The organism is Microbispora sp. NPDC088329, assembly GCF_040685655.1.
Taxonomy (GTDB): Bacteria; Actinomycetota; Actinomycetes; order Streptosporangiales; family Streptosporangiaceae; genus Microbispora.
Genome location: NZ_JBFBIP010000002.1, coordinates 267,339 through 290,029 on the forward strand (window position 1 = coordinate 267,339; position 22,691 = coordinate 290,029).

Below are 22,691 nucleotides of genomic sequence, written 5' to 3' on the forward strand. Positions count from 1 at the left end.
TGGTCGCGGCGCATGTGCGGGAAGGAAACCCCCGGGTGGCTCAGCGCCGGACACCCTGGGCTAGTTCGGACGCGAGCTCGCGTACGGCCGCAAGACCGGACTTCTCGTCCGGCGCGTCGAGCAGGCGCCGGATGAAGGCCGACCCGACGATGACGCCGTCGGCGTACGCCGCGACCTCGGCGGCCTGGGCGCCGGTGCCCACGCCGAGCCCGACGCAGACGGGCAGCGACGTGTGCGCCCTGGTCCGCTTGACCAGGCCCTCCGCCGCCGAGCTGACGGACTCCCTGGCACCGGTCACGCCCATCAGCGAGGCCGCGTACACGAAGCCCGTGCAGCAGGCGGCGACCCGGGAGATGCGCTCGTCCGGCGAGCTGGGCGCCACGAGGAAGACCATGTCGATGCCGGCCTCCTTGCTCGCGGCGAGCCAGGGCTCGGACTCCTCCGGCGTCAGGTCCGGCGTGATGGTCCCGACACCGCCCGCGGAGGCGAGGTCGCGCGCGAAGCGCTCGGCGCCGTAGCGGTCGATCGGGTTCCAGTACGTCATGACCAGCGTCGCGGCACCCGACTTCGCCACGCCCTCGACGGTGCGCATCACGTCGGCGATGCGGGTGCCGTTGATCAGCGACCGGTGCACCGCGTCCTGGATGGTCGGGCCGTCCATGAGCGGATCGGAGTACGGCAGGCCGATCTCGATCACGTCGCAGCCGGCCTCGACCATCGCGGTCGCCGCGGCGACCGCGCCGTCCTTGGTCGGGAAGCCGGCCGGAAGGTAGCCGACCAGCGCGGCCCTGTCCTCGGCGCGGGCCTTGTCGAACACCGCTTGGAGTGTCGTCATCGGGATGTCCTGTCGATGCTGAATCAGAGGTTGAAGTACTTCATGGCGGTGCCCATGTCCTTGTCACCGCGGCCCGACAGGTTCACCAGGATGACGGCGTCGGGACCGAGCTCGCGGCCCAGCCGCAGCGCGCCCGCCAGCGCGTGCGAGGACTCGATGGCCGGAATGATGCCCTCGGTGCGCGCGAGCAGGGCGAAGGCCTCCATGGCCTCCTTGTCGGTCACGCCCTCGTAGGTGGCGCGGCCGGTGTCCTTGAGCCACGCGTGCTCGGGGCCCACGCCCGGGTAGTCGAGACCGGCCGAGATCGAGTGCGACTCGATCGTCTGGCCCTCCTCGTCCTGCAGGACGTAGGTGCGGGCGCCGTGCAGCACGCCGACGGTGCCCTCGGTCAGGGTCAGCGCGTGTTCGCCGGTCTCCGCGCCCCGGCCTCCGGCCTCGTAGCCGTACAGCCGGACGTTCCGGTCGTCGACGAAGGCGTGGAAGACGCCGATGGCGTTCGACCCGCCGCCGACGGCGGCGCAGACCGCGTCGGGCAGGCGGCCGGTGAGCTCCAGCACCTGGCGGCGCGCCTCCACCCCGATGATCCGGGCGAAGTCCCGGACGATCTCGGGGAACGGGTGCGGCCCTGCGACCGTGCCGAACAGGTAGTGCGTGTGGTCGACGTTGGTGACCCAGTCGCGGAACGCCTCGTTGATGGCGTCCTTGAGGGTCTGGCTGCCGTTGGTCACCGGCACGACCGTCGCGCCGAGGAGCTTCATCCTGGCGACGTTGAGCGCCTGGCGCTCGCAGTCGACGGCGCCCATGTAGATGACGCACTCCAGGCCCATCAGCGCCGCGGCGGTGGCGGTGGCCACGCCGTGCTGGCCCGCCCCCGTCTCGGCGATGACGCGCCGCTTGCCCAGGCGCTTGGTCAGCAGCGCCTGGCCGAGCACATTGTTGATCTTGTGCGCGCCCGTGTGTGTCAGATCCTCGCGCTTGAGCAGGATCCGCGCGCCGCCCGCGTGCTCGGCGAACCGCGGCACCTCGGTCAGCGTCGTGGGGCGGCCGGCGTACGTGCGCAGAAGGTGATCGAACTCGCGCAGGAAGGCGAGGTCGGTCTTGGCCTTCTCGTACTCCGCGGCGACCTCGTCGAGGGCCGGGATGAGCGCCTCGGGCACGTACCTGCCGCCGAACCTGCCGAACTTGCCGTGGATGTCCGGGTCGTTGCCGCGGACACCGCCCCCGGCCAGGTCGGCGGGGGTGATGATGGTCCCATCCGTCGGGGTCACGCGGCCTCCCTCTGCAGCGCCGTCGTTCACGAGTGCCTCTCGGAGCCGGTGTCCTGCCGCGAGGCCGGGTGGGCGCCCGCGGTCACCAGGTCGTTGACCGCCGTCTTGGGGTCCCTGCCGGTGACGAGACTCTCGCCCACCAGCACGGCGTCGGCTCCCGCCCGCGCGTACGCGAGCAGGTCGTGCGGGCCGCGCACCCCCGACTCGGCGACCTTGATGACGCCGTCCGGCACCTTGGGCGCGAGCTTGGCGAACACCTCGCGGTCCACCTCGAGCGTCTTGAGGTTGCGGGCGTTGATGCCGATGATCTTCGCGCCGGCGTCGGCCGCGCGGGCCAGCTCCTCCTCGGTGTGCACCTCGACGAGCGGGGTGAGCCCGATCGACTCGGCCCGCTCGATCAGCGAGACGAGTGCCGACTGCTCGAGGGCCGCCACGATGAGCAGGGCGAGGTCCGCGCCGTTCGCCCTGGCCTCCCACAGCTGGTAGGAGGTGACGATGAAGTCCTTGCGCAGGACGGGGATGTCCACGGCCGCGCGCACGGCGGCGAGGTCGGCGAGCGTCCCGCCGAACCTGCGCCGCTCCGTCAGCACGCTGATGACGTGGGCGCCGCCCTCCTCGTAGTCCGCCGCGAGGGCGGCGGGATCGGCGATGGCGGCGAGCGCGCCCTTCGAGGGGCTCGACCGCTTCACCTCCGCGATGACCGACACCCGGTCGCCGCCGAGCGCGGCGTAGGCGTCCCGGGGTTCCGGCGCGCGAGCGGCGAGCCGCTTGAGCTCCTCGATCGGCATGTCACGCTGCCGCTCCTCGAGGTCCTCCCGCACACCCGAGATGATGTCCTCAAGAACACTCACGCGTCCTCCTCGCCTTCGGCTCGGAGCTCGCGCGATTTGCCTGTCCGCTCGCTCACGCGTAAGGGTCCCCTCCGGTCGGCTGCTCTGCGTGTCCTGCCCTGCGATGGTATCGGCCCGTCTCGCGTCGATCCGCCACCGGGTCGATTCACGGTGCGAGGAAATGCCCGAAAGGCGTATTACGCACCACCCAGAAAACGATCACGATGGCGAGGAGTCCCCACAGGTACGCGGGGTGCGCGAGGCTCGTGCGCACAGGCCGTCCCTGCCATGATCGTAATGCCCACAGGGCCCAGCGGTAGAACAGGAACGGCACGGCCACGGCCGTGAGCGGGTTGAGGTGCAGAGCGCTCAGCACGTCGGCGTGTCCCAGGGCGTGGACGGCGCGCAGCGAACCGCATCCGGGACAGTAGAGCCCGGTGAGGAACAGGAACGGGCAGGTCGGATAGTGCCCGGGCTGGTTGGGGTCCACGGCGGCGACGTACGCGGCCGCCGCCGTGGCGACGGCCGCCACGCCGAGCGGCGCCAGCAGGGACCGCAGCCGGTCCGCCGGGCGCCGCGCCGGGACGGTCGATGTCATGACCCTCAGTATGACGTGGTCGTGGTGGCGCTGAAGACCCCGAGCACGACGAAGAAGAGGATGTACAGGACCCAGATCACGATGCCGGTGATCAGGGACGCCATCCACCACTTCTTCGCCGACTCCGAGGACGCGACGGCGCCCTGGTAGTCGCCCGCCATCCACTTGGAGTTGACCTGGGTGGCGTAGACGATCGACACAACGCCCAGAGGAAGGCAGCACAGGATCGTGCTGACGATCGCCATCACGAGGTGGTTGTTCGGGGGGGCGCCGCCGGGCTGCATCGGGGCGCCGTAGCTGCCGGGGGGCGGAGGCGGCGGGAAGCCGCCGGGATTGCCGGGGTCGTTGCCGTAGGCCATCTTCTGTCGCTCCTGCTGTGCGTAGGGGGAGAGGTTCGATGTGAGACGGGACCGGGGTCAGTGACCGCTGTTCGAGGCGCCCATGGCGATGACTCCCGGGATGCGGAGCACCACCGGAACGGGCCACGCCATGCCCGCGTGGGGCGTGGCGAGGCCGGCGACCGCCATGCCGCGACCCTCCTGGCCGTTCCGCCTGATCTGATTCAGAGCGACGTTGCCGAAGATCACATCGAGGTTCGACGTGAAGCCGCACGTGAGCAGGCCGGCGACGCCCGGGACGGGCGACGCGACCGGCGTTCCGCCGGCGCCCCGCCCCAGGTGTGGCGGGCAGCCGTACGGAACCGGAGACGGATGCCCGTCACCACCCGCGTGCGGGTGCGGGCATCCCCCGGCGGACGGGCGGGGACCCGGGCCCCCGTAGCCGTCCGGCCGGTGCTGGTAGCTCATCCGAAGCTCCCGTGAGATCCTTCAAGTCGGCGGGAAGCTTAGCGAGAAGGAACGACCCTACAGGGCGAAATTTCGCTTCGTGGGCAACTTGTGATGAAAGAGTTGGGAACGATCCAATGGGCGTCCCAGGACGACCGCTCTTCCCTTTCCGCGGAGCGGTCCACTGGGCCGTGCTACCGGACGGTGGGGTCGTCGCCCTCGTCGATCGCGTCCCACATCGCCCTGTCGGCGTCCTTCACGCGGCCGGCCCCGCCCGTTTCCGCGCGCCCGGTCCCCCGCTCGTACCTGCTCGACATACCGGGCCAGCGGGGGCTCAGGACCGCCGCCGCCGCGCCCGCCCCGGCCAGGACGAGCCCGCCCGCGGCGGCCAGCACCGGCCAGGCCCAGGCGCGCGACTCCACGGAGATGTGACCGGCGGCCGTCACCACGCCCGTCATGTGCCCGGCGGCCGCCGCGATCGCCCCGCCGCGCGTGCCGTCCCAGGCCCCGGCCGCCACCGCCAGGCCGAGGAGGGCGACGACGGCGCTCGTCACCCGGCGCGCCACCCCCCGGGCCGCCAGCACGGCCAGCACGGCGGCGAGCGCGGCCAGCGCCGCGGGGGTCAGCCAGGCCACCAGGTCGTTGCCGGTGAGAGAGCCGGCGCCCGCTCCTGCGGGGCTCCCCGCCGTGCCGAGCGTGACCCAGACGCGGCCCGCGGCCAGCAGCGCGAGCCCGCCGCCCACGGCGCAGGCGGCCAGCCAGGCGAGCAGCGAGCGCCGGGCCGTACGCGCCCGGTCGCGGGCGGGTGCGGCGGCGGTCACGGCGCGCCGCTCACGTCGAGGACGTCGGCGTCGAAGCAGGTGCGGTCGCCGGTGTGGCAGGCCGCCCCCACCTGGTCGACCTTGAGCAGGATGGTGTCGCCGTCGCAGTCGAGCGCCACGTGCCTGACCCACTGGACGTGGCCGGAGGTGTCGCCCTTCACCCAGTACTCCCCGCGGCTGCGGGACCAGTAGGTCGCCCGGCCGGTGGTGAGCGTGCGGTGCAGCGCCTCGTCGTCCATCCACGCGAGCATGAGCACCTCGCCGGTGTCGTGCTGCTGGACGATCGCGGGCACCAGGCCGTCCGGCGTGCGCTTGAGCCGGTCGGCGATCTTCGGGTCGAGGGCCATGAGGCCAATTGTGCCGCAGGCGGGTGGCGCCCTTTCCTCCTCCCGGCCTTGGGCGGCGAGCGCCCTCATCCGGGTGACCCGCTCCCCGTCACGTCACATCGCACGCGCGTCAGGCAGGCGTCGCCGAGACGATCGTCTCCAGTTCGTTGAGCGCCGATCTGAGGCCCTCTTTCAGGAAGACCCCGGTGGGATTCAGAACGATCTCGTCCACGCCCGCGCGCCAGTAGTGCGACAGCTTGCTCACGATGTCGCCCGCGTCGCCGAAGAGGAACGCGTCTCCCGCCGCGAGCGCCGCGCCGCTCGCCCGCGGGTCGCGCATGTCGACCGCGATCCCCGACCTGCGCAGCATGTCGACGTAGTGCGGAAGAAGCATGTGTGCGGCGCTGCTCGCCAGAGCCATGTCACTCGCGTCACGACCCGGACCGGACAGCGCGAAGGGAACGATCGCCACAAGGCGGGGCACGGGACGGCGCGCCGCGGCGGCGCCCGCGGCCATCGAAGGCAGGATGACGTCCCGCAGATACGCCGCGGGCGCGAGCCAGGCGACGGCCACGTCCGCGACCTCACCGGCCAGCCGCGCCGCCCCCGGCCTCAGTACGCCCAGCCCGACCTCCACCGGCGGCCGGGAAAGAGACGGGAGTTCGGCGTGGCAGGTGAAGTACTCTCCCGCGCAGTCCGCCTTCCCCTCGTCCAACAGGGATTTCATGATGACGAGGTACTCTCTGGCCGCTCCTATCTGGCTGCCGTAGGCGCGGCCGAGCAGCATGTGCTGGAGGGCCGCCCAGCCCGCCCCGTATCCGGCGACCACCGGATGCTCCATGGTCGTCGCGAGATGGCTCGCCTCCAGGGCCGCGCCGAGAGGATGCCGGAACGGCATGAGTGACACGCCGATTCCCACCGGCAGGCGGTAGCCGCGTCCCGCGACGTAGGTGAACGTCTGGTGCGGGTCGCAGGTCATGCTCTGCCCCTGCCACAGGCGATGGGCGCCGCTCTGCCGGGTGAAGGCGGCGAACGGCAGGGCCTGGCCCGACCACGGGGTGGCGTGCGGAACGAAAACCGAGAGCTTTCCCATCAGCGGGCTCCATGAGGTCGGACGCACAGCTCAGGACAGCGCCTGATCGTGCTCCGCGTAGGCGGACATTTCGCGGCTGTACGCACCGCTGACGGCGACCTGCGAGCGCACCAGATCCCGATACACGCCCGGCACCGAGAGCAACTCCTCGTGCCGTCCGCTCTGCACGACCCTCCCCTGCTCGAGCACGACGATAAGGTCCGCGCTCATGATCGTGGACAGCCGGTGGGCGATGATGACGCGCGTGCACTTCAAGCCGTCGAGCGCGTTCGCGATGAGCGACTCGGTCACCGTGTCGAGCGCGCTCGTCGCCTCGTCCAGCACCAGGACCCGCGGACGCCGGGCCAGAGCGCGGGCGAGAGCGATGCGCTGACGCTGCCCTCCCGACAGGTTCCCGCCCAACTGCCGGATCTGTGTGAAGTAGCCCAGCGGCATGGCTTCGATTTCACGATCGATGTGCGCCTGCCGGGCGGCCTCCCGCACCGCCTCCATGTCGATGTCGCCGTTGCCGAATTTGATGTTCTCGGCGATCGAACGATTGCTGAGGACGATCTCCTGCGGGACGTAGGAGACACTCCGGTAGAGGGAGTCCGGGCTCAGGTCGCGAAGCGGTATGCCGTCGTAGGCGATATCCCCCGCCTGCACGGGATAGAGGCCGAGGAGGAGTTTCCCCAGTGTGCTCTTTCCCGAACCGCTGCTCCCGACTATGGCGACCCGCTGCCCGGGCCGGACGTCCATCGACACCCCTTCGAGCGCCGGCACCTTGGCGCCGGGATAGGTGAAGCTCACCTCACGCAACGAGATGGACCCCTCGATCCCGGCCTTGCGGTCTCCGAACGTGTCGCGCGAGGCGGGCTGGTTCACGATGTCGCCCAGACGGTACACCTGTGCGTTGACTGTGATCATCTGCGTGAACGCGCTGGACAGCGACGCGACTCTGCCCAGGCTTGTGGCGGTGAGCGTCTGCACGGCGATCGCCGATCCGAGGTCGAGGCTCCCGCTCAGGACCAGCCACAACCCCGCCAGCAGGACGAACAAGGGACCGAACATCTGCAGGAGGGCGTATCCGCTGGAGACCGCTCCCTGCAGGACGATCCGCCGCCGCGTCTGGTTCAACGCCCCGGCATAGGTGCTCTCCCATTCCTTGAAGAACGCGTCCGTCATTCCCGAGACCTTCAGCAGCTCGATCGAGGAGAGCGCCTCCAGTTGCATGGACGTCGATTTGACGGTCTCGCCGATCTCACGCTCCGTGGTGTTCCGGATCGGCCGGTACGTGACCAGCGCCAGGACGAACATGCACAGGAAGACCCCGAGCGCCGCGAAGCCGAGTGAAGCCGAGCGGAAGAAGATATAGGTGAAGGCCGCGATCAGGCTGCCGACATCCAGCAGCACGGTCGAGACCTCGCCCGAGATCAGGTCGCGTACCGAGGTGATGCTCGACAGGCGATACATGAGTTCGCCTTGGGACCGGCCGGAGAAGTACTTGTAGGGCAGCCCCAGCAGCGTCTTGAAGGTCCTGCCCATCATCACCTCCCCCAGGTTGCGTATGGCCTGGGCCAGGCAGAGGCTCCGCACCAGGGAGACGGCGAAGTAGGCGACCATCGACACGGTCAGCATGAGGATCACCAGCGCCAGCGGCCTGCCCTGGAAGAGGCCCGCGTATTCGTTGACCGCGAACTGCGTGGCGATCGGCAACAGCAGCGTGAACGCGTAGAGCAGAAGCGACATCGTGAAAACGCCGGCCAGCGGTCGCGCCTCGCGTCCGCCCGCTCGCAGGAACTCCCGCCACACGCTGGGCTCGCGGTCACGGACCGGTGTGTAGGAGGCGCCGGGCGTCGCCTCGATCACCAGGCCGGAGTAGATCTCCTCGAACTCCTCGATCGAGTACTTCCTGCGGCCCGCCGTGGGATCCACGACGGTGACGCTCTTTTCGCCGACGGTCTCCACCACGACCAAGTGGCTGTCGTAGCAATAGGCGATGAGGGGCAGGGCAAGACTGCCCAGCCTGTTCACCGTCGCGCGGAAGAACCTCACCCGCATCCCGTGGTCCCGCAGGATCGACGCGACCTCGCCGAGGGTCAGCCCGTCACGACCGACCTCGTACCGGCGGCGCAACTGCGAGATGCAGTCCCGGGACCCGTAGGCCGTCAGGACCATCGCGGCGCAGCAGAGCCCGCACTCCGCCTCGGTGAACTGCTGCACTTCCCTGACCCGGCGCACGCGCGTCATCGTCCTCCCAGGCACAGGGGCAGCCCGATCGCAGGCGCCTCGATCATCAGTTGCGCGTAGTACCACCCGGACAGACCGAAGAAGAAGGAGGGAAGCCCCGCTATCGGGCCGATCCCGCACCTCCAGCCCGCCTCGGCGGACCGCTCGATGAAGCGACTGCTCAGATCCTTGGCCTCGTCGCGCAGTTCCGGCCAGGAAAGACGTCCGGCCAGCCAGCACGTCAACGCCAGCCGGCCCGCGACGCCGTGGCAGAAGCTGATGTCGTCGCCCGGATCGCCGTAGAGCATTCCTTCCACTTCCGGCGTGATCGCGTCACGGATCTGCGCGTCGGAATACCCGACGGCGGCCAGGAGCTTGGTCGCGGCGAAGGCCACACCGGCGTACCCCTTGCACCAGCCGGCTCGGCGCGCGGGATCCCGGAGGCAGTCGTCGGTCCACCTGCCTCTGAGGTAGGCCGACGCGAAGCGCGTCAGGTGCTCCCGCGCACGCCCATCGGTGTCGGCCCCCGCGGCGACGAGCGCGCTCATGGCCGCGATGCGGCCGAAGCGCCCATGGACGAGCCCCAGATCGCCCTCCTGCTCCTCCGGAGGCCCGTCCACCTCCACGAGGCGCCGCAGCAGTCGTCCCGCGGCCGCTTCGGCCACTGCGGGAACACGGTCCCCGTAGTACTCCGAGAGAAAGACCGCGTATCCGCCGAAGCCGTTGAGGTAGTCGAAATCCTCCTTCGACAGCCGCTCGGCCTCGACCTGGTTCGCGAGGGAGAGCGCTCTGTCCGGCCCGGAAGCCCCACCGACGTCTTCGCCGGTCCAGCCGTCGCCGGGTATGCCGACGCCGCACCTGCGCAGTTCGAGGCCCGTGACCAGACGCGACAGTATGCCCGTGAACGGCGAGACCGTCAGTGGTGTGACGGCTTCGCCGATCCTCAGCGGGTGTGCCGCTGCGTAGATCTTGCCCACGTCCCACCCGAACGCGGTGTGCCCATCGACCGCCGCCGACCGGGCAAGGTAGAGCAGCAGTCCCCCGCCCTCGTGCAGCAGCGTGTTGGCGGCGCCGAGCCGCAGCCCCTCCCCGTCCAATTGCGGCATCAGAAACGACGGCGTATCGCCGTCGCCGACCACGAGGTCCCGCAGAGCCGCGATCCAAGGCCGCGGATCGTTGAGATCCGGCAGAACGTCCCTGTGACGCGCGCCTGCACGTCTCCGCACGGGACGGGCCTTCCACACGTCGTCGGAGGAACTGGCCAGGGAGTACGTGATGTAGGCGAGGTCACGGCGCACGGGCCGGCCGAAGAACCCGTCGATTCTCGCCAGGAGGGATTGCCGGGGAGTGCCCAGCACGCCGTTCTCCACCTCCGCGCGCCGGCCCAGTTGCAGGTCACGTGAATCACACCGAACACCGAAGAAGGGAACGTCGAGATCGAGGAGCGCTCGTACCTCCTCATCGTGCACCGCATCGGTCACCTCCGTCGCGATCCCCTGATGCTGTCTCGGCAGTTGCGCGAGGAACTCCTCCCGGCTTTCCCTGCTCGTCAGGTACGCGGGGTGCGTCGACGCCTCGAGGAACCGGGCGTACAGGAAGGTCGGACGGGGGATGTGACGAACCGACCAGCCGTCGACTCGTGAGGCCACGTGCCGGATGGCGTCACGGTTGGCGGCAAGGAGCTCACGGGCTTCCTCGAACCCCGTGAGGATCTCATCCATCCACAGCCGCGGGTCCACCGGCTCGCCGTTCACGGCCGCCATGTTCGTGCCGTGGTTCATGACCACCGGCACATGCTCGAATCGAATCCCGTCGGTCCCGGCGTCGACCACGACAAAAGTCTTCAGTCGGTGGGATGGTGTCGGGTCCGGACAACCGATCGCCGAGATGTCGACATCCAGCGCCGCCCCCTTGTAACGGGCCGGAAACATCAAGGTGTTGAGCACCGAATTGTTGATGTCCAGAACGAGTGCGCCGAATTCCTCGCGAGCGAGCAGGGACACGAGTGTTTCCGGATCGAGCAGGACGGGACCGGCGGGCAGGGCGATGACGTTCTCGAGATGCAGGTCACCGGCACCCAGCATGCTGAACAAGGCGGCCGCCCGGCCGAAGAGCCGGAAATACCGGCCGGGTCCCGCACTCTCGTCGAGTTCTGCGTACTGGATGTACTCCTGCCACAGATGCGTCGGGCTGATGACCGCTCTCGGGTAGAGGGGGCCGAAGAAGGCGCCGTCCTCGTCGACGACGCGCCGCACTTCGGCGAGCAACTTCTGACAGCTCTCATGCTGCGGTTTGTAAACCGCCGACATCCCGTTACTCCACGACACCCGAGAGACGGTTCTTCCGCCGCAGTGAGAGTCGCCCATCCCCATGGTGATCCTGGTGACTCGGCCGCGCACGCCCAGAACGGCCTCCAGAGACGCCCTGTCCCGCCATGCCGCGCGCAGCACTTCTTCCGCGTATGACATCTGCCGCTCGGTGATCAGGGTCAGCAACCGGTGCAGTTCGGGGAACCGGGCGAGGATCGTGTCACGCCCCTCCGTACCGCCGGCCCATTCATGGAACCCTTTGTAATCCAGCGCCGATTGGCCGCGGAAAGTTGTGATCAGGGTTCGCGTGCCGATCGCGACGAGGGAGTCCATGACCGATGGGAGCAGAGAAGCGGCCACTTGGGCAAGCTCGGTCGACTCGGCGAACTCCGGCTCCCATTCACGCTCCCACTCCCGCAGTCTCAGGGCGCACGCAGACAGAAAAGGCCAGTAGAAGTCCCCGAACACGTCGGCCCTGGCGTGGGCGCAGTCACGCGTCAACTGGTCCAGGTTCGCGTCGTCCAACCCTGTCGTCACCGTTCTTCTCCTGATCACTCACCGTCCGAACGGGGCGCCGCCACCTGTGAGGACGGTGGCGGCGCCCCTCACCTGCGGCTTGTCAGCAATAGTTGGTGCAGGCCTGAGTCGGGCAGGCACCACCCAGAGCCACGCTCACCCCGGTGATGGAGGCCGTGATGGCGGTCGCGCAGAGGATGCCGCTGGCGTTCACGCCGGCGACGAGATCGTCCGGCACCTCCGCAAGCTGCACCAACTCGTCCACGGGCACGAAACCGGTGCTCGCGTCCTTGATGAGATCGGCCATCTCTTCTCCTTTCCTTTCCTTGTTCCGGTCGGGCCTCCGGCGGTTCCGGAAACCCCGCTGAGAACGCGCTTCACCGCTCCACGAACGGGACTTCCCGGCCGCTCACTCGAAGCGCAGGACGGATGGATATGTCTCGGGATCCAGGTGCCGGAGGATCGACCAGGCGAGACCCGCCTGCCCGACCATGAAGCTGTTGCTGTAGGCGTACTTGTTGTCGTTTCGGTCCTCGTAGCGTTCGAGGACCTCGATGAACAGCCGGGGATACAGCTGATCGACGACGCCGGCGCCGAACAGCCCGGGAACATCCCGCTCGGCCACGCCGATGATTTCCGCCGCGCCCAGGTCGCCGTGACAATAGGTCAGATTCCTGCCGAAGCCCCGTTCGAGGGTCAGCTCGGCAAGCCGGGCCAGCCGCTCCGGGGAGACGACACCGGGCGCGTGGCGGACGAACGTGAGCGCCCCGAGGAGCATGCCCGGCGCGCCGTGGCACCAGGCGTACGAGCGGACCGGTTCCTCCCAGGCTCTCGGCCAGTCCCCGTCATGTTCGTCGAAGGCGTCCAGGGCGGCCTTGGCGACACTCGCCGCGAGCAGACGCGCATCGGGGTCGTCGAAGAGGACTCCGTACTCGAGGAGGGCCGGGCCTATGCCCATGGCCCCGTGCGCGAATCCGGTGTGCGAGGTGACCCGGCCGTCGGTCCCCGCCGACCGGCGCACCGCATCGATCAGCGCGCCCGCGACGCTCCGCGCCGCGTCCTCGGCACGCCTGCTGTCGATCCCGCTGTCCGCGTGCCGCCAGAGCGCCAGACAGACGCTCAGTGTGCCGGCGAGGCCGGAGACGAAGTCGATCTCGCCCCTCGGGTCGGACCGACGGGCCAGCCGGGAGGCCAGCTCACCGGTCGTCATACGGCCGCCGACCCCGAGCAGTCTCCTGGCCAGGGCGAGCGCGTAGACGATCCCGGCGAGGCCGGTCATCCCGTCGCCGGGAATCAAGGTCGTCTGGGAGCTCTCGGTCTCGAGCGCCGCCTCGACGGGATCGAACACGCGCAGGGCGGCATCGGCGTACCGATGGTCCCCGGTCTCACGGGCCAGACCGGCCAGGAAGAGCGCGGGCCCGATGCTCCCCCCGTACAACTCGAAGCCGAGACTCCCCGGCATCCACTGCCTCTGGTCCGGGACTGTGATCAGAGGAGCGACCCACGTGGCAGGGGCGTTCTTTCCGCCGCCGTCGATCATGCTATCGACGAATGCATCACCGATCCTGACGGCCTCGTGGACGTATCTCGACTGGCTCGGTCGCGGAACCGGAGCGTCGCCCGCACCCGAGAAACCCGTCAGCTCCTGGCCCGGGGGAAGCTTGTTGACGAAGGCGAGATCGATCATCCTGAGCTGCCGCTCGACCGCATCCGGCCCGAGCTCGCGGATGCGGGTGCGCACCGTCTCCAGAGCCGGCTCCTCGAAGGCGTGTGGATAGACGATTTTCCCGCCGCTGGACAGCGCGCAAGAGCGTGGCTGGAAGGAGAAGTAGGGGACGTCCCCATCGCTGAGCTGCCGCGCCTCTTCGTCGGCGACCGAATGGTCGGCTCCCGCGGTCAGGGCCACGCGGTTCAGTACGGCCGCCCTGACAAGCGGGTCCGTGACGGCATCGGGATGCGTCGCCATCCGGAGCAGCTGGGAGTAGAAAACGGTGGGATTGTTGATGTACCGGAGCTGGACGTCGCCCAGGTACTTCTCGAGAGCTGCGCAGACCTCTTCACGGTTGGAGAGGGCATGGGCCAGGACGCGGCTGAACTCCGACTTGATGATCTCTCGTTGTCTGCGTACCGGCAGCTCGCCGGTGCTCTGCACCGAGGGATTCGCGTTGACCGCGGTCATCTCGGCGTCACCCAGTTCGATGTACATGTCGTCGCGGCCCACGTTGCGCAGCTGCAGCGTTTTGAAAGGAATTCGCTGTCCCGGGTCGTATCCGATGGCTCCGACGTCGAAACCGTCACCCGCGCCCACCAGCATCGGCAGGATTCCGATCCTCGCGACCGACTCGTGAGCCTCGCGGATGGCGTTGAGGGATACACCGGAATTCACCTCGTTCACGAGGCGGAGACGTGGAGTGAGTAATGTCTCCGTATCGACGACCACCGGCCCTGCGGCGCAGGTCACCACATTCTCGTAGTGGATGTCGGTCGCCTTCAGGAGATAGAGGATTCCGGCGAGCTGCCCGATCTGGGCGAAGTAACCCTCGACTCCGCTCAGGCACTCCCCGTGCTCCACGTATTCGACGAAGCCGCCGCCGTCGCAAGGGAGTACGGCAATGGTACGGAGACGCGTTCCCATGCCCTCGTTGATCCAGGCGAGAAAGGAGTTGTAGCCCTTCTCGGCCTCGACCGGGTGAGGCTTGTAGAGGACGCGGCCGGAGTCGGCGAACAGAATTTTCGCCACCGATTTCGCGCCGTTGTGAGTGTCGCCTTCTCCGAGCCTGATACTCATGATTCGGAGACTGTCGCCCAGGCCGGGGATCGCGTCGGGCAACCGGTCCCGGTTCCTCTCCGTCTCGGCGATGACGTGCGCCAGGTAGTCAGCGGCCAACCGGACACGCCTGTGGGCGAAGCGGAACAGATACGGGTACCGGTTGAGGAGATGGGCATGTCCGGCTTCGCTACTCATCCACTCGCGGTAACTCCGGTAGCGAGCCTCCGGCGTGTTCCCGGACAGAAGACCGGCCACCTTGCGCTCGTGAAGCTCCTCGAGCAAGGTCCTCGTCATGATGCCGGCGACCACCATCACCTGGTTGTCGACGAAATCCTCGACGATGGTGTTGCCGCGGGCCGCCATGTCGCACGTCTCGACGGCTGTCCGCACCGGCCCCGACCACAGGGTGACGAAGTGAGAATAGTAATCCGAGAAAACTCCGTCGGAATCGCGCGCCGGATCATATGGCGGCGGTGCGGCCGGTCGGCCCGGCATAAGGCGGTCGGTCCCGGATTTTGTCACCCGGAGCAGCTTCCCGTAGAGGTGATCTCTCGTGTCGTCTGAGGACAGCTCCGGAAGATATGTGGCAAGTATGTTCGCCACATCGTTCGGAATCGGGGTTGCGACAGTCGTCACCATGCACGCCGTTTCTGATCACAACAGGAGATCACAAAAAGGAGACACGACGAAAGAAGGCGCCTGACGCATGGCGCCAGGCGCCCGGGAGAATCAGTGCTGGCAGGTCTTCTGGCACTCCACGCTGAGGGTGCAGATCGCGCCCGGGTTACCGAGGACCCAGCTCGCCACCGTGTAGCACTCGATCAGGGTCAGGCTCCCCGCCGACCTGGCGGTCTCGATGTCCTGGTTCTCGATCTCCTGCAGGATGCCGGCGTTCGGACTGGTGGTTCCCTTCATTTCCGCTCCCTTTCCCGAAGACGGACGTTCATGGGCATGCGGGAATCCCACAACGAAGGGCGACTGTCCCCTGTCTCGCTTCTTCGCGGTTCGGAGTGGGGTTCCCTCCAGAGAATCGCATCGCGATCACCGCGCCAGCAATTACTCGTTCGAGTTATCTTTCCCGTCGAAGCCGTGACGGCAGATCATGTACGTATAGCCGACGATGCCGGCCTGCAGGCGGGACTCCACACCCAAGGCCTCGAGCACTCTGGACGTGTGAATCTTCACAGTATGCTCGGTGAGAGTGAGATGCGCCGCGATGTCCTTGGTCGTCATTCCCATTCCAAGGCATTGCAGCACCTCTCGTTGACGCCTGGTCAGGCTACGGACACGTCCGGTGAGTTCGGCCGACCTGCATGGGCATCGACCATTAACACGCGCCTTTTCATTTGAATGGAAATCGTTGTAACCGGCCTCTTGCGACATCACCGTTCACTCCTCGCCGGGAGCAACGCCTGCGATTGACACGATGGCGGTTGGGGCCCGGTCCCCGCCTGATCCTTTGCGGCGGTGAGACCTGCCGGCCGCGGCTTCTACAGCGGCGCCACAGGGGCAGAGCCACCACTGTGCCGAAGACGTCGTCTCAGCAAATCAATAGTGGACATGCGCTGACGGACCGCACGGCGAACGCCGGGAACGGTGATACTCGCCCCGATCGATCGACGTCACCGTCGAGGATGGCGACCGGTCAGCGCCCGATCGTGAACCAGCGGCTCCCCCGTCTCAAGGAGTCCGCATGTGGAGACTTATCGCTCGAACACATGGGGACCGAGCCGGCTCGATCGATGCCGCGAAAGTCCCACAGCGGTCCCGCGGGACCGAGGATCGACAGGGCCGGTACACCCGGGTCCGGGCACGCATGAGCAGACAGACATATGCAAGCAGTCCCCCCGTCAAGAAGAAAGTCGACCTCATACGCATCGGCCTGTCCGTGAGTCACAGAAGACGATGCACTCGCGCCCCCGCTCACGTCCCCACGGAGCGGGGGAACAAAAATCTTGGGTGTCGTCCAGGTCCGAGGACACAACGGACTCCACTAATTTCGGTCACCTCTCGCGTTCATTTCGGGTGCGTCATAATTGGCACGCACCCCTCCCGCCTTGGTACACGTTTTGACAACGATGATTACCAGTTGACCTACGGTAAGTAATGAAAACTTATAAGGATTGCTCAGGTTACGTCCAGATTTCACCGATGTGACGTACGCCACACAAATTTGATATCTAGAAACTATGTAGAGTGTGCGGCTACCCATAACGGCGACGACGTTTCGGCCGCGCCATCCCTGTCGATCTGCGGATCGTGATCCTGCGCCGTGCGACGTCCCGCATCGTCCTGGGACGGTCAGCCGTCCGCACCCGTGCGGGAGGCGCAGACAGGGCCGCAGGAGGGCGGCGATCTGCCCGGGAGGCGCGTCGCGCAGCTCTTCGAGTTTCAGCAGGTGCCTCCCGAGGACCACGCCGATGAGCACGGCGCTGATCACCGCCGCCCGAACGCCGGCGTCGGCGGCGGGGACGGCTTCGGCGAGCTGCTCCCGGTAGAGGGCCGCGCCTTCCGCGACGGGCTCGGAGGCTCTTGGAGCCGAAGTAGTGCATGACGAGCCCGGGGTTCACCCCGGCGGCCGCGGCGACGGCCCGGATCGTCGTGTCCGCGTATCCCGACTCCGCGAACAGGCGGGCCGCCGCGGCGAGGATCCGCGCCTGTGTCCCGGCGCATCGAGGGCCGCGAGGTCATCCGCGACGGACTGATCCTCCTCCTTCGCGACCGCTGGAACCCGCTTGGCCTCTTCGGCGCCTTGCGCGCCTGATCAGGGCCGGAAGACGTCGGCCGCGGTGATCGGCAGAACGCCCTCAGGCACGTGCGTGACCTCCTCCCGGACGCATACGGCGTACTTCAGCGAGTCCACGTCGCCGGTGAGGTCGACCGCCTTGCGCGACAGCCGCGCCCGCAGCCGTTCCGCGTCCGCCGTACGGCTCCACTTGGCCTCGCCGACGAGGACCGGAACGCGCGTGCGGGCGGGTTCCGCGAGCACGACTGGCGTCGATCCCGTCCTGCCCGTCGTCCTTCCACCAGGGCCCGACGGCGACGACCCGGGGCCCGAGTTCCCCCGTCGCTGCGCGCCGCCTCGGGTGGTCGCGGAACGCCTCCTCGTAGACCAGCCCGAGATGCTCGCTCATCGCCTCGTACACGGCCTGGACGACGTAGATCAGCGGGCGGTGGTGGCGGTGGTCCAGGAGGCGTAGAGGTCGGCGTACACGCCGGGCTGCCCGACCAGGACGGCGTGCGGGCCGCGCTGCACGATTCGGCCGTGCTCGAACACCAGGACCTCGTCGGCCGCCTGGGCGGTCGAGAGCCGATGGGCGATCGAGACGGCCGTACGGCCCCGGGTGACGCCGTCGAGGGCGCGGGCGAGCCGCACCTCGGTGGCGGGGTCCACGGCGGAGGTGGCCTCGTCGAGCAGCAGCAGGTCGGGGTCGGCGAGGTAGGCCCGGGCGAGCGCGACGAGCTGCCGCTCCCCGGCCGACAGGGACTCGCCCCGCTGGCCGACCGGAGTGTCCAGACCGGCGGGCAGGCCGTCGAGCCAGTCGGCCAGGCCGAGCTCGGTCAGCGCCCGGGTGATCTCCTCCCGGGTCGCCGAGGGCCGCCCGAAGCGGATGTTGTCCTCCAGCGTCGAGTCGAACAGGAAGCCGTCCTGCGGGACCATCACGATCCGCTCCCTGAGCGAGGAGAACGTGACCGTCCGCAGGTCGATCCCGTCCACGAGGATCCGGCCGGAGGTCGGGTCCATGAGCCGGGTGAGCAGCTTGGCGAAGGTGGTCTTGCCCGATCCGGTCTCCCCCACCACCGCGATCCGCGTCCGCGGCGGGATCTCGACCGACACCTCGTGCAGGACGGGCGGCCCGCCGGGGTAGGCGAAGCCCACGCCGTCGAAGCGGACCGAGATCGGGCCGCGCGGCAGCGTCGCGCCGTTCTCCGGGTCGGCCACGTCGGCGGGGGTGTCGAGCACACCGAGGATGCGCCGCCATCCCGCGATGGCGTTCTGCGCCTCGTTCAGCACCTCCGTCGCGGTCTGGAGCGGGCTGATGAACAGCGTGATCAGGAACAGGAACGCGATGAGCCGCCCCGCCGTGATCGACTCGGCGACGCCGAGCCACACCCCGGCCACGACCACTAGCGCGACCGTGATCGAGGCGACCAGCTCGGTGGCGGGGAAGGTGAACCCGACGATCTTCTGGGCCCGGGTCTGCGCCGCGCGCATCCCGTCCACCGCCGTGTCGATCCGCTCGGCCGTGCGGTCCTCCGAGCCGTACGCCCGGATCACCGCGCTGCCGACGACCGACTCGCTGACGGCGGCGAGGACGTCGCCGGCGCGCTCGCGCACCCTGGTGTACGCCCTGGCCACCAGGCGCTGGAACCGGGGCAGGGCCAGCACCAGCGGCAGGAAGCAGGCCCACACGATCAGCGTGAGCTGCCAGGAGTAGACGGCCATGAGCACGGTCGCCACCACCAGCTGGCCGGCGGAGACGATGACCATCAGGCCGCCCCACTGCATGAACGTGCTGATCTGGTCGACGTCACCCGTCACCCGGGAGACCAGGCCACCGCGCCGCTCGGTGTTCTGCGTCAGCACCGACAGGTCGTGCACGTGCCGGAAGCCCTTGCCGCGCAGGGCCGCCAGGCCCGACTCGGTGGAGCGGTAGAGCCGGACGTTCATCAGGTAGCCGCACAGCGCGGTCAGCACCACGGCGAGCGCGCACAGGACGACGGCGTTGCGGATGAACGGCAGGTCGGGCCCGCCCGCCCGCAGGCCCCGGTCGATGACCTGCTGCACGGCGATCGGCACGACGACCTTGCCCAGCGTGGCCAGCACGGCCAGCACGAGCGTCCCGGCGAGCCCGCGGCGGAACTCCGGCGACAGACGCAGGCCCTGCCTGAGCGTCGCCAGCGCGCTCCGATCGGCCGCCCGCAGGGACGAGGTCCCTCCGGCGGCCGTGTCCGTCACGACGGTCACCGCGTCACACTCCTCGCGAAGGGCTTCGAACCGTGCGTCATGCCACGATCTCCTCATCGGTGTCGAGGGTGGCCCGCTCGGCCTCCTCGCGCTCGTACGCGGTCACAAGGGCGCGGTAGCCCGCACAACGGGCCAGCAGCTCCTCGTGCGTGCCGTGGTCGGCGACCAAGCCCTGCTCCAGGTAGACGACCTCGTCGGCCAGCGCGATCGTCGCCATCCGGTAGGCGACCACGATCACCGTGGCCTCGGCGGCGCCGTCGCGCAGCCCGTAGAGGATGCGCTTTTCGACCTGCGGGTCGACGCTGGAGGTGGCGTCGTCGAGGATGAGCAGCCGGGGCTCGCGCACGACCGCGCGGGCCAGCGCGAGGCGCTGCCGCTGCCCGCCCGACAGCGTCGCGCCGCGTTCGCCGATCCGGGTGTCCAGACCGGACGGCAGCGCGCTGACGAAGCCGTCGGCCTGCGCGAGCCGCAGCGCGGCCCAGACCCGCTCGTCCGGCACCTGCCCGCCGAGCGCGATGTTGCCGCGCACGGTGTCGTCGAACAGGAACGTCTGCTGCGGGACGAGCGCCACCGAGGCGCTCACCTCGCCCCTGGCCACCTCGCGCAGGTCGGTGCCGTCGACGCGGACGACGCCCTCGCCGGGGTCGATCAGGCGCGCGAGCAGCTGGGTGAGCGTCGACTTGCCCGCCCCGGTCGGCCCGACGACCGCGATCGTACGGCCCGGCTCGACGGCGAGGTTCACGTCCCTCAGCACCGGGTTCCCCGGCACGTACGCGTAGGAGACGCCCTCGGCCTCGATGCGGGCCGGGCCGGAGGCGTCCAAGCGGGCGGTGCCGTACTCCATGGAGCCGGTGGCGTCGAGGACGTCCCTGACCCGCGTCCAGCCGACGACGCTGCGCGGCAGCTCGGCCAGCACCCAGCCGAGCGCCCGGATCGGGAAGGCGAGGAGGGTGAACAGGTAGGCGACCTGGATCAGGTCGCCGGCCGCGACGCCGCCCGACTCCAGCCGAAGCGACCCGACGAGCAGCACGGCCAGCACGCCCAGCGTGGGCAGTGCCTCCAGCATGGGATCGAACAGCCCGCGGACCCGGCCGACGGCGACGTTGGCGTCCCGCAGCGCGTCGGCCTTCGCCTGGAACCGCGCGGTCTCCGCGTCCTCGCGGCCGAGCGTCTTCACGACGAGCGCGCCGTCGAAGCTCTCGTGCGCGACCTCGCTCACCTCCGCCCGCAGCTGCTGGGCCCGCATCGCCAGCGGGGACAGCCTGCGCTGGTAGACCAGGTTGAGCACGGCCACGGCCGGGAAGATCAGGAAACCGACGACGGCGAGCACCGGGTCGACCAGCACGATCGCCACGGCGGCCGTCACCAGCATCACGACCACGCCCACCGCCATCGGCAGCGGCGCGAGCGGCGCCCAGGCCGCCTCGACGTCGGAGTTGGCGTTGGACAGCAGCTGCCCGGTCGGGTGGCGGTGGTGCCAGGCGAGGGGCAGCCGCAGGTACTGCCGGGTGACCGCGCGGCGCGAGTGGGCCTGCATGCGGTACTGGTGGATCCCGGCCATGATGCGCCTGCCCATGATCCCCGCGGCCTTGAGCACCGCCACGCCCACGATCAGCAGCGCCGCCGCGACCAGTGCGCCGGCGCTCGCCGTGCCGTCCCGGAACGCGGGCAGCACGGCGTTGTCGGTGGCCCAGCCGAGCGCCCAGGACGAGGCGACGGTCATCGCGCCGTAGAGGGCGCTGGCGAGGACCGCGCCGGTGAAGATCCTCGGCTCGGTCCTGATCGCCACGCCTATGACCTTGAGACCCTGGAGCATGACTGAGCTGCCGGGCCGCGCCGGAGACTCCTTTGTCGGCACGCGGTGCTTTCCTTCCGATCTGGGGATCAGCCGGGCCGCTCCCTGCGAGCGCCCCGGAAGGGACATTAGTCACTCGGGGACGCCACCGGATCGGTCACCGGACCGACGCCGCCCAAGCCCTTGGTCCTACTCATGTCTCGCCGATCACCCGCGACCGCGCGGCGTCCGCCAGACACTCTCGACACTCCCTATCATCCTGATCAATCCGTTTATTCCTCGGACACGCCCGGCCGCCGCCCGTGGCCGGCGCATAGGCTGATCACGTGACACACGCCCAGACGGAGCGCGCGGCGCTCTGCGACCTGCTCGACCGCCTCGGTCCTGAGGCGCCCACGCTCTGCGAGGGATGGGCCACCGTGGACCTCACGGCCCACCTCGTCCTGCGCGAGCGCCGGCTCGACGCCGCGCCCGGCATCGCGCTGCCGTTCCTGGCGGGCTACACCGCCGCCGTGCAGGACCGCGTCAAGCGGCGCCACCCCTACCCCGAGCTGGTCGGGCTCGTCCGCCACGGCCCGCCGCGCTGGACGCCGTACGGCCTGGTCCCCCGCCTGGACGAGATCGTCAACACGGTGGAGCTGTTCGTCCATCACGAGGACGTGCGCCGGGCGCAGGCCGGATGGGAGCCTCGTGTCATCCCGAGGGACCTGCAGGAGGCGTTCTGGAACCGGCTGCGCGGCGCCGCCCGGCTCTTCCTGCGTAAGGCCCCGGTGGGGGTCGTGCTCCGCCGCCCCGACGGGGCGAAGGCCGCCGGGCGGAAGGCCGAGCCCGCGGTGGTGGTCACCGGCGAGCCGTCGGAGCTGCTGCTGTTCGCCTTCGGCCGGCAGGCGCACGCCCGGGTGACGTACGACGGGGACGCGGCGGCGGTCGCCCGGCTTCAGGAGGCCCGGTTGGGGCCATGAGGACGCCAGGGCGGGACATGTCCGGAAACCTCCACGTAAACGTCGTGCGATGGGGCAGCATGAGACCAGCACACGATGTGTGGGAGCGTTTGGGAGCCCCGGATGAACCTCAAAAAGGTCCTGACCTATGTGGCCATCGCGTTCGTGATCTTCTATCTGTTCACGCAGCCGGCGAACGCCGCGGGCGCGGTCAGGAACGTGTTCGAGGGCGTCACCACGGGAGCCGAACGCCTGTCCGCCTTCTTCACCTCGCTCTTGTCGCACTGAGCCGCCCTCTTGGCCGCCCTCTTGCCGGGCCGGGCCGCGACCGGGCGTCCGCGCCCTCCGTCTCACGATGAGGGCGGAACGGCCTCATGTCCTCTCGGCTAGTTATGATCAAAACTGCCGCCGGGTACAAACGACCGGGATACCGACTGCAGGAGGCCCCCCGATGAAGGCGAAGAAGGTTCTTACGTACGCGGCCATCGCGTTCGTGGTCTTCTACCTCTACAGCCAGCCGCAAGCGGCGGCGGGCGCCGTGCGAGGCGTGTTCGACACGGTCAACACCGGAGCCAGCCGGCTGGCGACCTTCTTCACCTCGGTCCTGAGTTGAGGCCGCGGACTCCC

The 22,691-nt window shown here is 69.1% G+C and carries 21 protein-coding genes and 2 pseudogenes; 3 read left to right on the top strand and 20 right to left on the bottom strand.

The window, feature by feature from the left end:
• Nucleotides 1-40: 40 nt before the first annotated feature.
• The 20 genes and pseudogenes from trpA to AB0O28_RS05775 form a co-directional block, all read right to left on the bottom strand.
• Nucleotides 41-835, bottom strand: coding sequence for a tryptophan synthase subunit alpha (gene trpA / locus AB0O28_RS05680; RefSeq protein ID WP_363636659.1), 795 nt, complete (start codon nt 833-835; stop codon nt 41-43).
• 23 nt (nt 836-858) lie between these two features.
• Complete coding sequence (trpB, locus tag AB0O28_RS05685; protein ID WP_363637250.1) at nt 859-2,064, bottom strand: tryptophan synthase subunit beta; 1,206 nt, start codon at nt 2,062-2,064, stop codon at nt 859-861.
• Nucleotides 2,065-2,129: 65 nt separating this feature from the next.
• A complete protein-coding gene (gene trpC, locus AB0O28_RS05690; protein ID WP_363636661.1) occupies nt 2,130-2,954 on the bottom strand; it encodes an indole-3-glycerol phosphate synthase TrpC in 825 nt (274 codons plus the stop codon).
• 145 nt (nt 2,955-3,099) lie between these two features.
• The gene (locus AB0O28_RS05695) at nt 3,100-3,531 is read right to left on the bottom strand and encodes a DUF2752 domain-containing protein (protein WP_363636663.1); all 432 of its coding nucleotides are present in this window, start codon (nt 3,529-3,531) and stop codon (nt 3,100-3,102) included.
• A gap of 5 nt (nt 3,532-3,536) precedes the next feature.
• On the bottom strand, nt 3,537-3,890 hold the full coding sequence (locus AB0O28_RS05700) for a CD225/dispanin family protein (protein ID WP_363636665.1): 354 nt from the start codon (nt 3,888-3,890) through the stop codon (nt 3,537-3,539).
• Between the two features lie 57 nt (nt 3,891-3,947).
• The gene (locus AB0O28_RS05705; protein ID WP_363636667.1) at nt 3,948-4,337 is read right to left on the bottom strand and encodes a DUF4190 domain-containing protein; all 390 of its coding nucleotides are present in this window, start codon (nt 4,335-4,337) and stop codon (nt 3,948-3,950) included.
• A 173-nt stretch (nt 4,338-4,510) separates the two neighbouring features.
• Nucleotides 4,511-5,137, bottom strand: coding sequence for a Trp biosynthesis-associated membrane protein (locus tag AB0O28_RS05710; protein WP_363636669.1), 627 nt, complete (start codon nt 5,135-5,137; stop codon nt 4,511-4,513).
• Nucleotides 5,134-5,484 carry a phosphoribosyl-AMP cyclohydrolase gene (hisI, locus tag AB0O28_RS05715; RefSeq protein ID WP_346227706.1) on the bottom strand — a complete coding sequence of 117 codons (351 nt, stop codon included), beginning with the start codon at nt 5,482-5,484 and terminating at the stop codon, nt 5,134-5,136. Before hisI ends, AB0O28_RS05710 begins: the two co-directional genes overlap by 4 nt.
• Nucleotides 5,485-5,593: 109 nt before the next feature.
• On the bottom strand, nt 5,594-6,556 hold the full coding sequence (locus AB0O28_RS05720; protein WP_363636671.1) for an LLM class flavin-dependent oxidoreductase: 963 nt from the start codon (nt 6,554-6,556) through the stop codon (nt 5,594-5,596).
• A 30-nt stretch (nt 6,557-6,586) separates the two neighbouring features.
• On the bottom strand, nt 6,587-8,785 hold the full coding sequence (locus tag AB0O28_RS05725; RefSeq protein ID WP_363636673.1) for a peptidase domain-containing ABC transporter: 2,199 nt from the start codon (nt 8,783-8,785) through the stop codon (nt 6,587-6,589).
• Nucleotides 8,782-11,610 carry a type 2 lanthipeptide synthetase LanM gene (gene lanM, locus AB0O28_RS05730; protein WP_363636675.1) on the bottom strand — a complete coding sequence of 943 codons (2,829 nt, stop codon included), beginning with the start codon at nt 11,608-11,610 and terminating at the stop codon, nt 8,782-8,784. Before lanM ends, AB0O28_RS05725 begins: the two co-directional genes overlap by 4 nt.
• A gap of 82 nt (nt 11,611-11,692) precedes the next feature.
• Nucleotides 11,693-11,896: a hypothetical protein gene (locus tag AB0O28_RS05735; protein WP_363636677.1), complete on the bottom strand. Its 204-nt coding sequence runs from the start codon at nt 11,894-11,896 to the stop codon at nt 11,693-11,695.
• 102 nt (nt 11,897-11,998) lie between these two features.
• Nucleotides 11,999-14,998, bottom strand: coding sequence for a type 2 lanthipeptide synthetase LanM family protein (locus AB0O28_RS05740; RefSeq protein WP_363636679.1), 3,000 nt, complete (start codon nt 14,996-14,998; stop codon nt 11,999-12,001).
• A gap of 90 nt (nt 14,999-15,088) precedes the next feature.
• Nucleotides 15,089-15,274, bottom strand: a complete 186-nt coding sequence (locus tag AB0O28_RS05745; protein ID WP_363636681.1) for a plantaricin C family lantibiotic — start codon at nt 15,272-15,274, stop codon at nt 15,089-15,091.
• A gap of 141 nt (nt 15,275-15,415) precedes the next feature.
• Complete coding sequence (locus tag AB0O28_RS05750; protein ID WP_363637252.1) at nt 15,416-15,742, bottom strand: helix-turn-helix transcriptional regulator; 327 nt, start codon at nt 15,740-15,742, stop codon at nt 15,416-15,418.
• A 610-nt stretch (nt 15,743-16,352) separates the two neighbouring features.
• Nucleotides 16,353-16,844, bottom strand: a pseudogene (locus AB0O28_RS05755) (hypothetical protein); the annotation flags it as partial.
• A 58-nt stretch (nt 16,845-16,902) separates the two neighbouring features.
• A pseudogene (locus AB0O28_RS05760) lies at nt 16,903-17,010 on the bottom strand (helix-turn-helix domain-containing protein); the annotation flags it as partial.
• A 113-nt stretch (nt 17,011-17,123) separates the two neighbouring features.
• On the bottom strand, nt 17,124-17,348 hold the full coding sequence (locus AB0O28_RS05765) for a hypothetical protein (RefSeq protein WP_363636683.1): 225 nt from the start codon (nt 17,346-17,348) through the stop codon (nt 17,124-17,126).
• A 174-nt stretch (nt 17,349-17,522) separates the two neighbouring features.
• Nucleotides 17,523-19,319 (bottom strand): ABC transporter ATP-binding protein, encoded by a 1,797-nt coding sequence (locus AB0O28_RS05770; protein WP_363637254.1) that lies wholly within the window; start codon nt 19,317-19,319, stop codon nt 17,523-17,525.
• A gap of 46 nt (nt 19,320-19,365) precedes the next feature.
• Entirely contained in the window at nt 19,366-21,144 is a 1,779-nt protein-coding gene (locus AB0O28_RS05775; RefSeq protein ID WP_363637256.1) for an ABC transporter ATP-binding protein, read from the bottom strand.
• 305 nt (nt 21,145-21,449) lie between these two features.
• Between AB0O28_RS05775 and AB0O28_RS05780 the strand changes: the two genes are divergently transcribed.
• From AB0O28_RS05780 to AB0O28_RS05790, 3 genes are all read left to right on the top strand, one after another.
• Nucleotides 21,450-22,085 (top strand): TIGR03085 family metal-binding protein, encoded by a 636-nt coding sequence (locus AB0O28_RS05780; protein WP_363636685.1) that lies wholly within the window; start codon nt 21,450-21,452, stop codon nt 22,083-22,085.
• A gap of 102 nt (nt 22,086-22,187) precedes the next feature.
• The gene (locus tag AB0O28_RS05785; protein WP_363636687.1) at nt 22,188-22,352 is read left to right on the top strand and encodes a hypothetical protein; all 165 of its coding nucleotides are present in this window, start codon (nt 22,188-22,190) and stop codon (nt 22,350-22,352) included.
• 163 nt (nt 22,353-22,515) lie between these two features.
• Nucleotides 22,516-22,677 carry a hypothetical protein gene (locus AB0O28_RS05790; RefSeq protein ID WP_167530286.1) on the top strand — a complete coding sequence of 54 codons (162 nt, stop codon included), beginning with the start codon at nt 22,516-22,518 and terminating at the stop codon, nt 22,675-22,677.
• Nucleotides 22,678-22,691 lie beyond the last annotated feature (14 nt).

Excerpts from the sequence above, each read along its gene's own strand:
- trpA (WP_363636659.1), bottom strand. The coding sequence starts at position 835 with ATGACGACACTCCAAGCGGTGTTCGACAAGGCCCGCGCCGAGGACAGG.
- AB0O28_RS05695 (WP_363636663.1), bottom strand. The coding sequence starts at position 3,531 with ATGACATCGACCGTCCCGGCGCGGCGCCCGGCGGACCGGCTGCGGTCC.
- AB0O28_RS05700 (WP_363636665.1), bottom strand. The coding sequence starts at position 3,890 with ATGGCCTACGGCAACGACCCCGGCAATCCCGGCGGCTTCCCGCCGCCT.
- AB0O28_RS05705 (WP_363636667.1), bottom strand. The coding sequence starts at position 4,337 with ATGAGCTACCAGCACCGGCCGGACGGCTACGGGGGCCCGGGTCCCCGC.
- hisI (WP_346227706.1), bottom strand. The coding sequence starts at position 5,484 with ATGGCCCTCGACCCGAAGATCGCCGACCGGCTCAAGCGCACGCCGGAC.
- AB0O28_RS05720 (WP_363636671.1), bottom strand. The coding sequence starts at position 6,556 with ATGGGAAAGCTCTCGGTTTTCGTTCCGCACGCCACCCCGTGGTCGGGC.
- AB0O28_RS05725 (WP_363636673.1), bottom strand. The coding sequence starts at position 8,785 with ATGACGCGCGTGCGCCGGGTCAGGGAAGTGCAGCAGTTCACCGAGGCG.
- AB0O28_RS05735 (WP_363636677.1), bottom strand. The coding sequence starts at position 11,896 with ATGGCCGATCTCATCAAGGACGCGAGCACCGGTTTCGTGCCCGTGGAC.
- AB0O28_RS05740 (WP_363636679.1), bottom strand. The coding sequence starts at position 14,998 with ATGGTGACGACTGTCGCAACCCCGATTCCGAACGATGTGGCGAACATA.
- AB0O28_RS05745 (WP_363636681.1), bottom strand. The coding sequence starts at position 15,274 with ATGAAGGGAACCACCAGTCCGAACGCCGGCATCCTGCAGGAGATCGAG.
- AB0O28_RS05750 (WP_363637252.1), bottom strand. The coding sequence starts at position 15,742 with ATGTCGCAAGAGGCCGGTTACAACGATTTCCATTCAAATGAAAAGGCG.
- AB0O28_RS05775 (WP_363637256.1), bottom strand. The coding sequence starts at position 21,144 with ATGCTCCAGGGTCTCAAGGTCATAGGCGTGGCGATCAGGACCGAGCCG.
- AB0O28_RS05785 (WP_363636687.1), top strand. The coding sequence starts at position 22,188 with ATGAACCTCAAAAAGGTCCTGACCTATGTGGCCATCGCGTTCGTGATC.
- AB0O28_RS05790 (WP_167530286.1), top strand. The coding sequence starts at position 22,516 with ATGAAGGCGAAGAAGGTTCTTACGTACGCGGCCATCGCGTTCGTGGTC.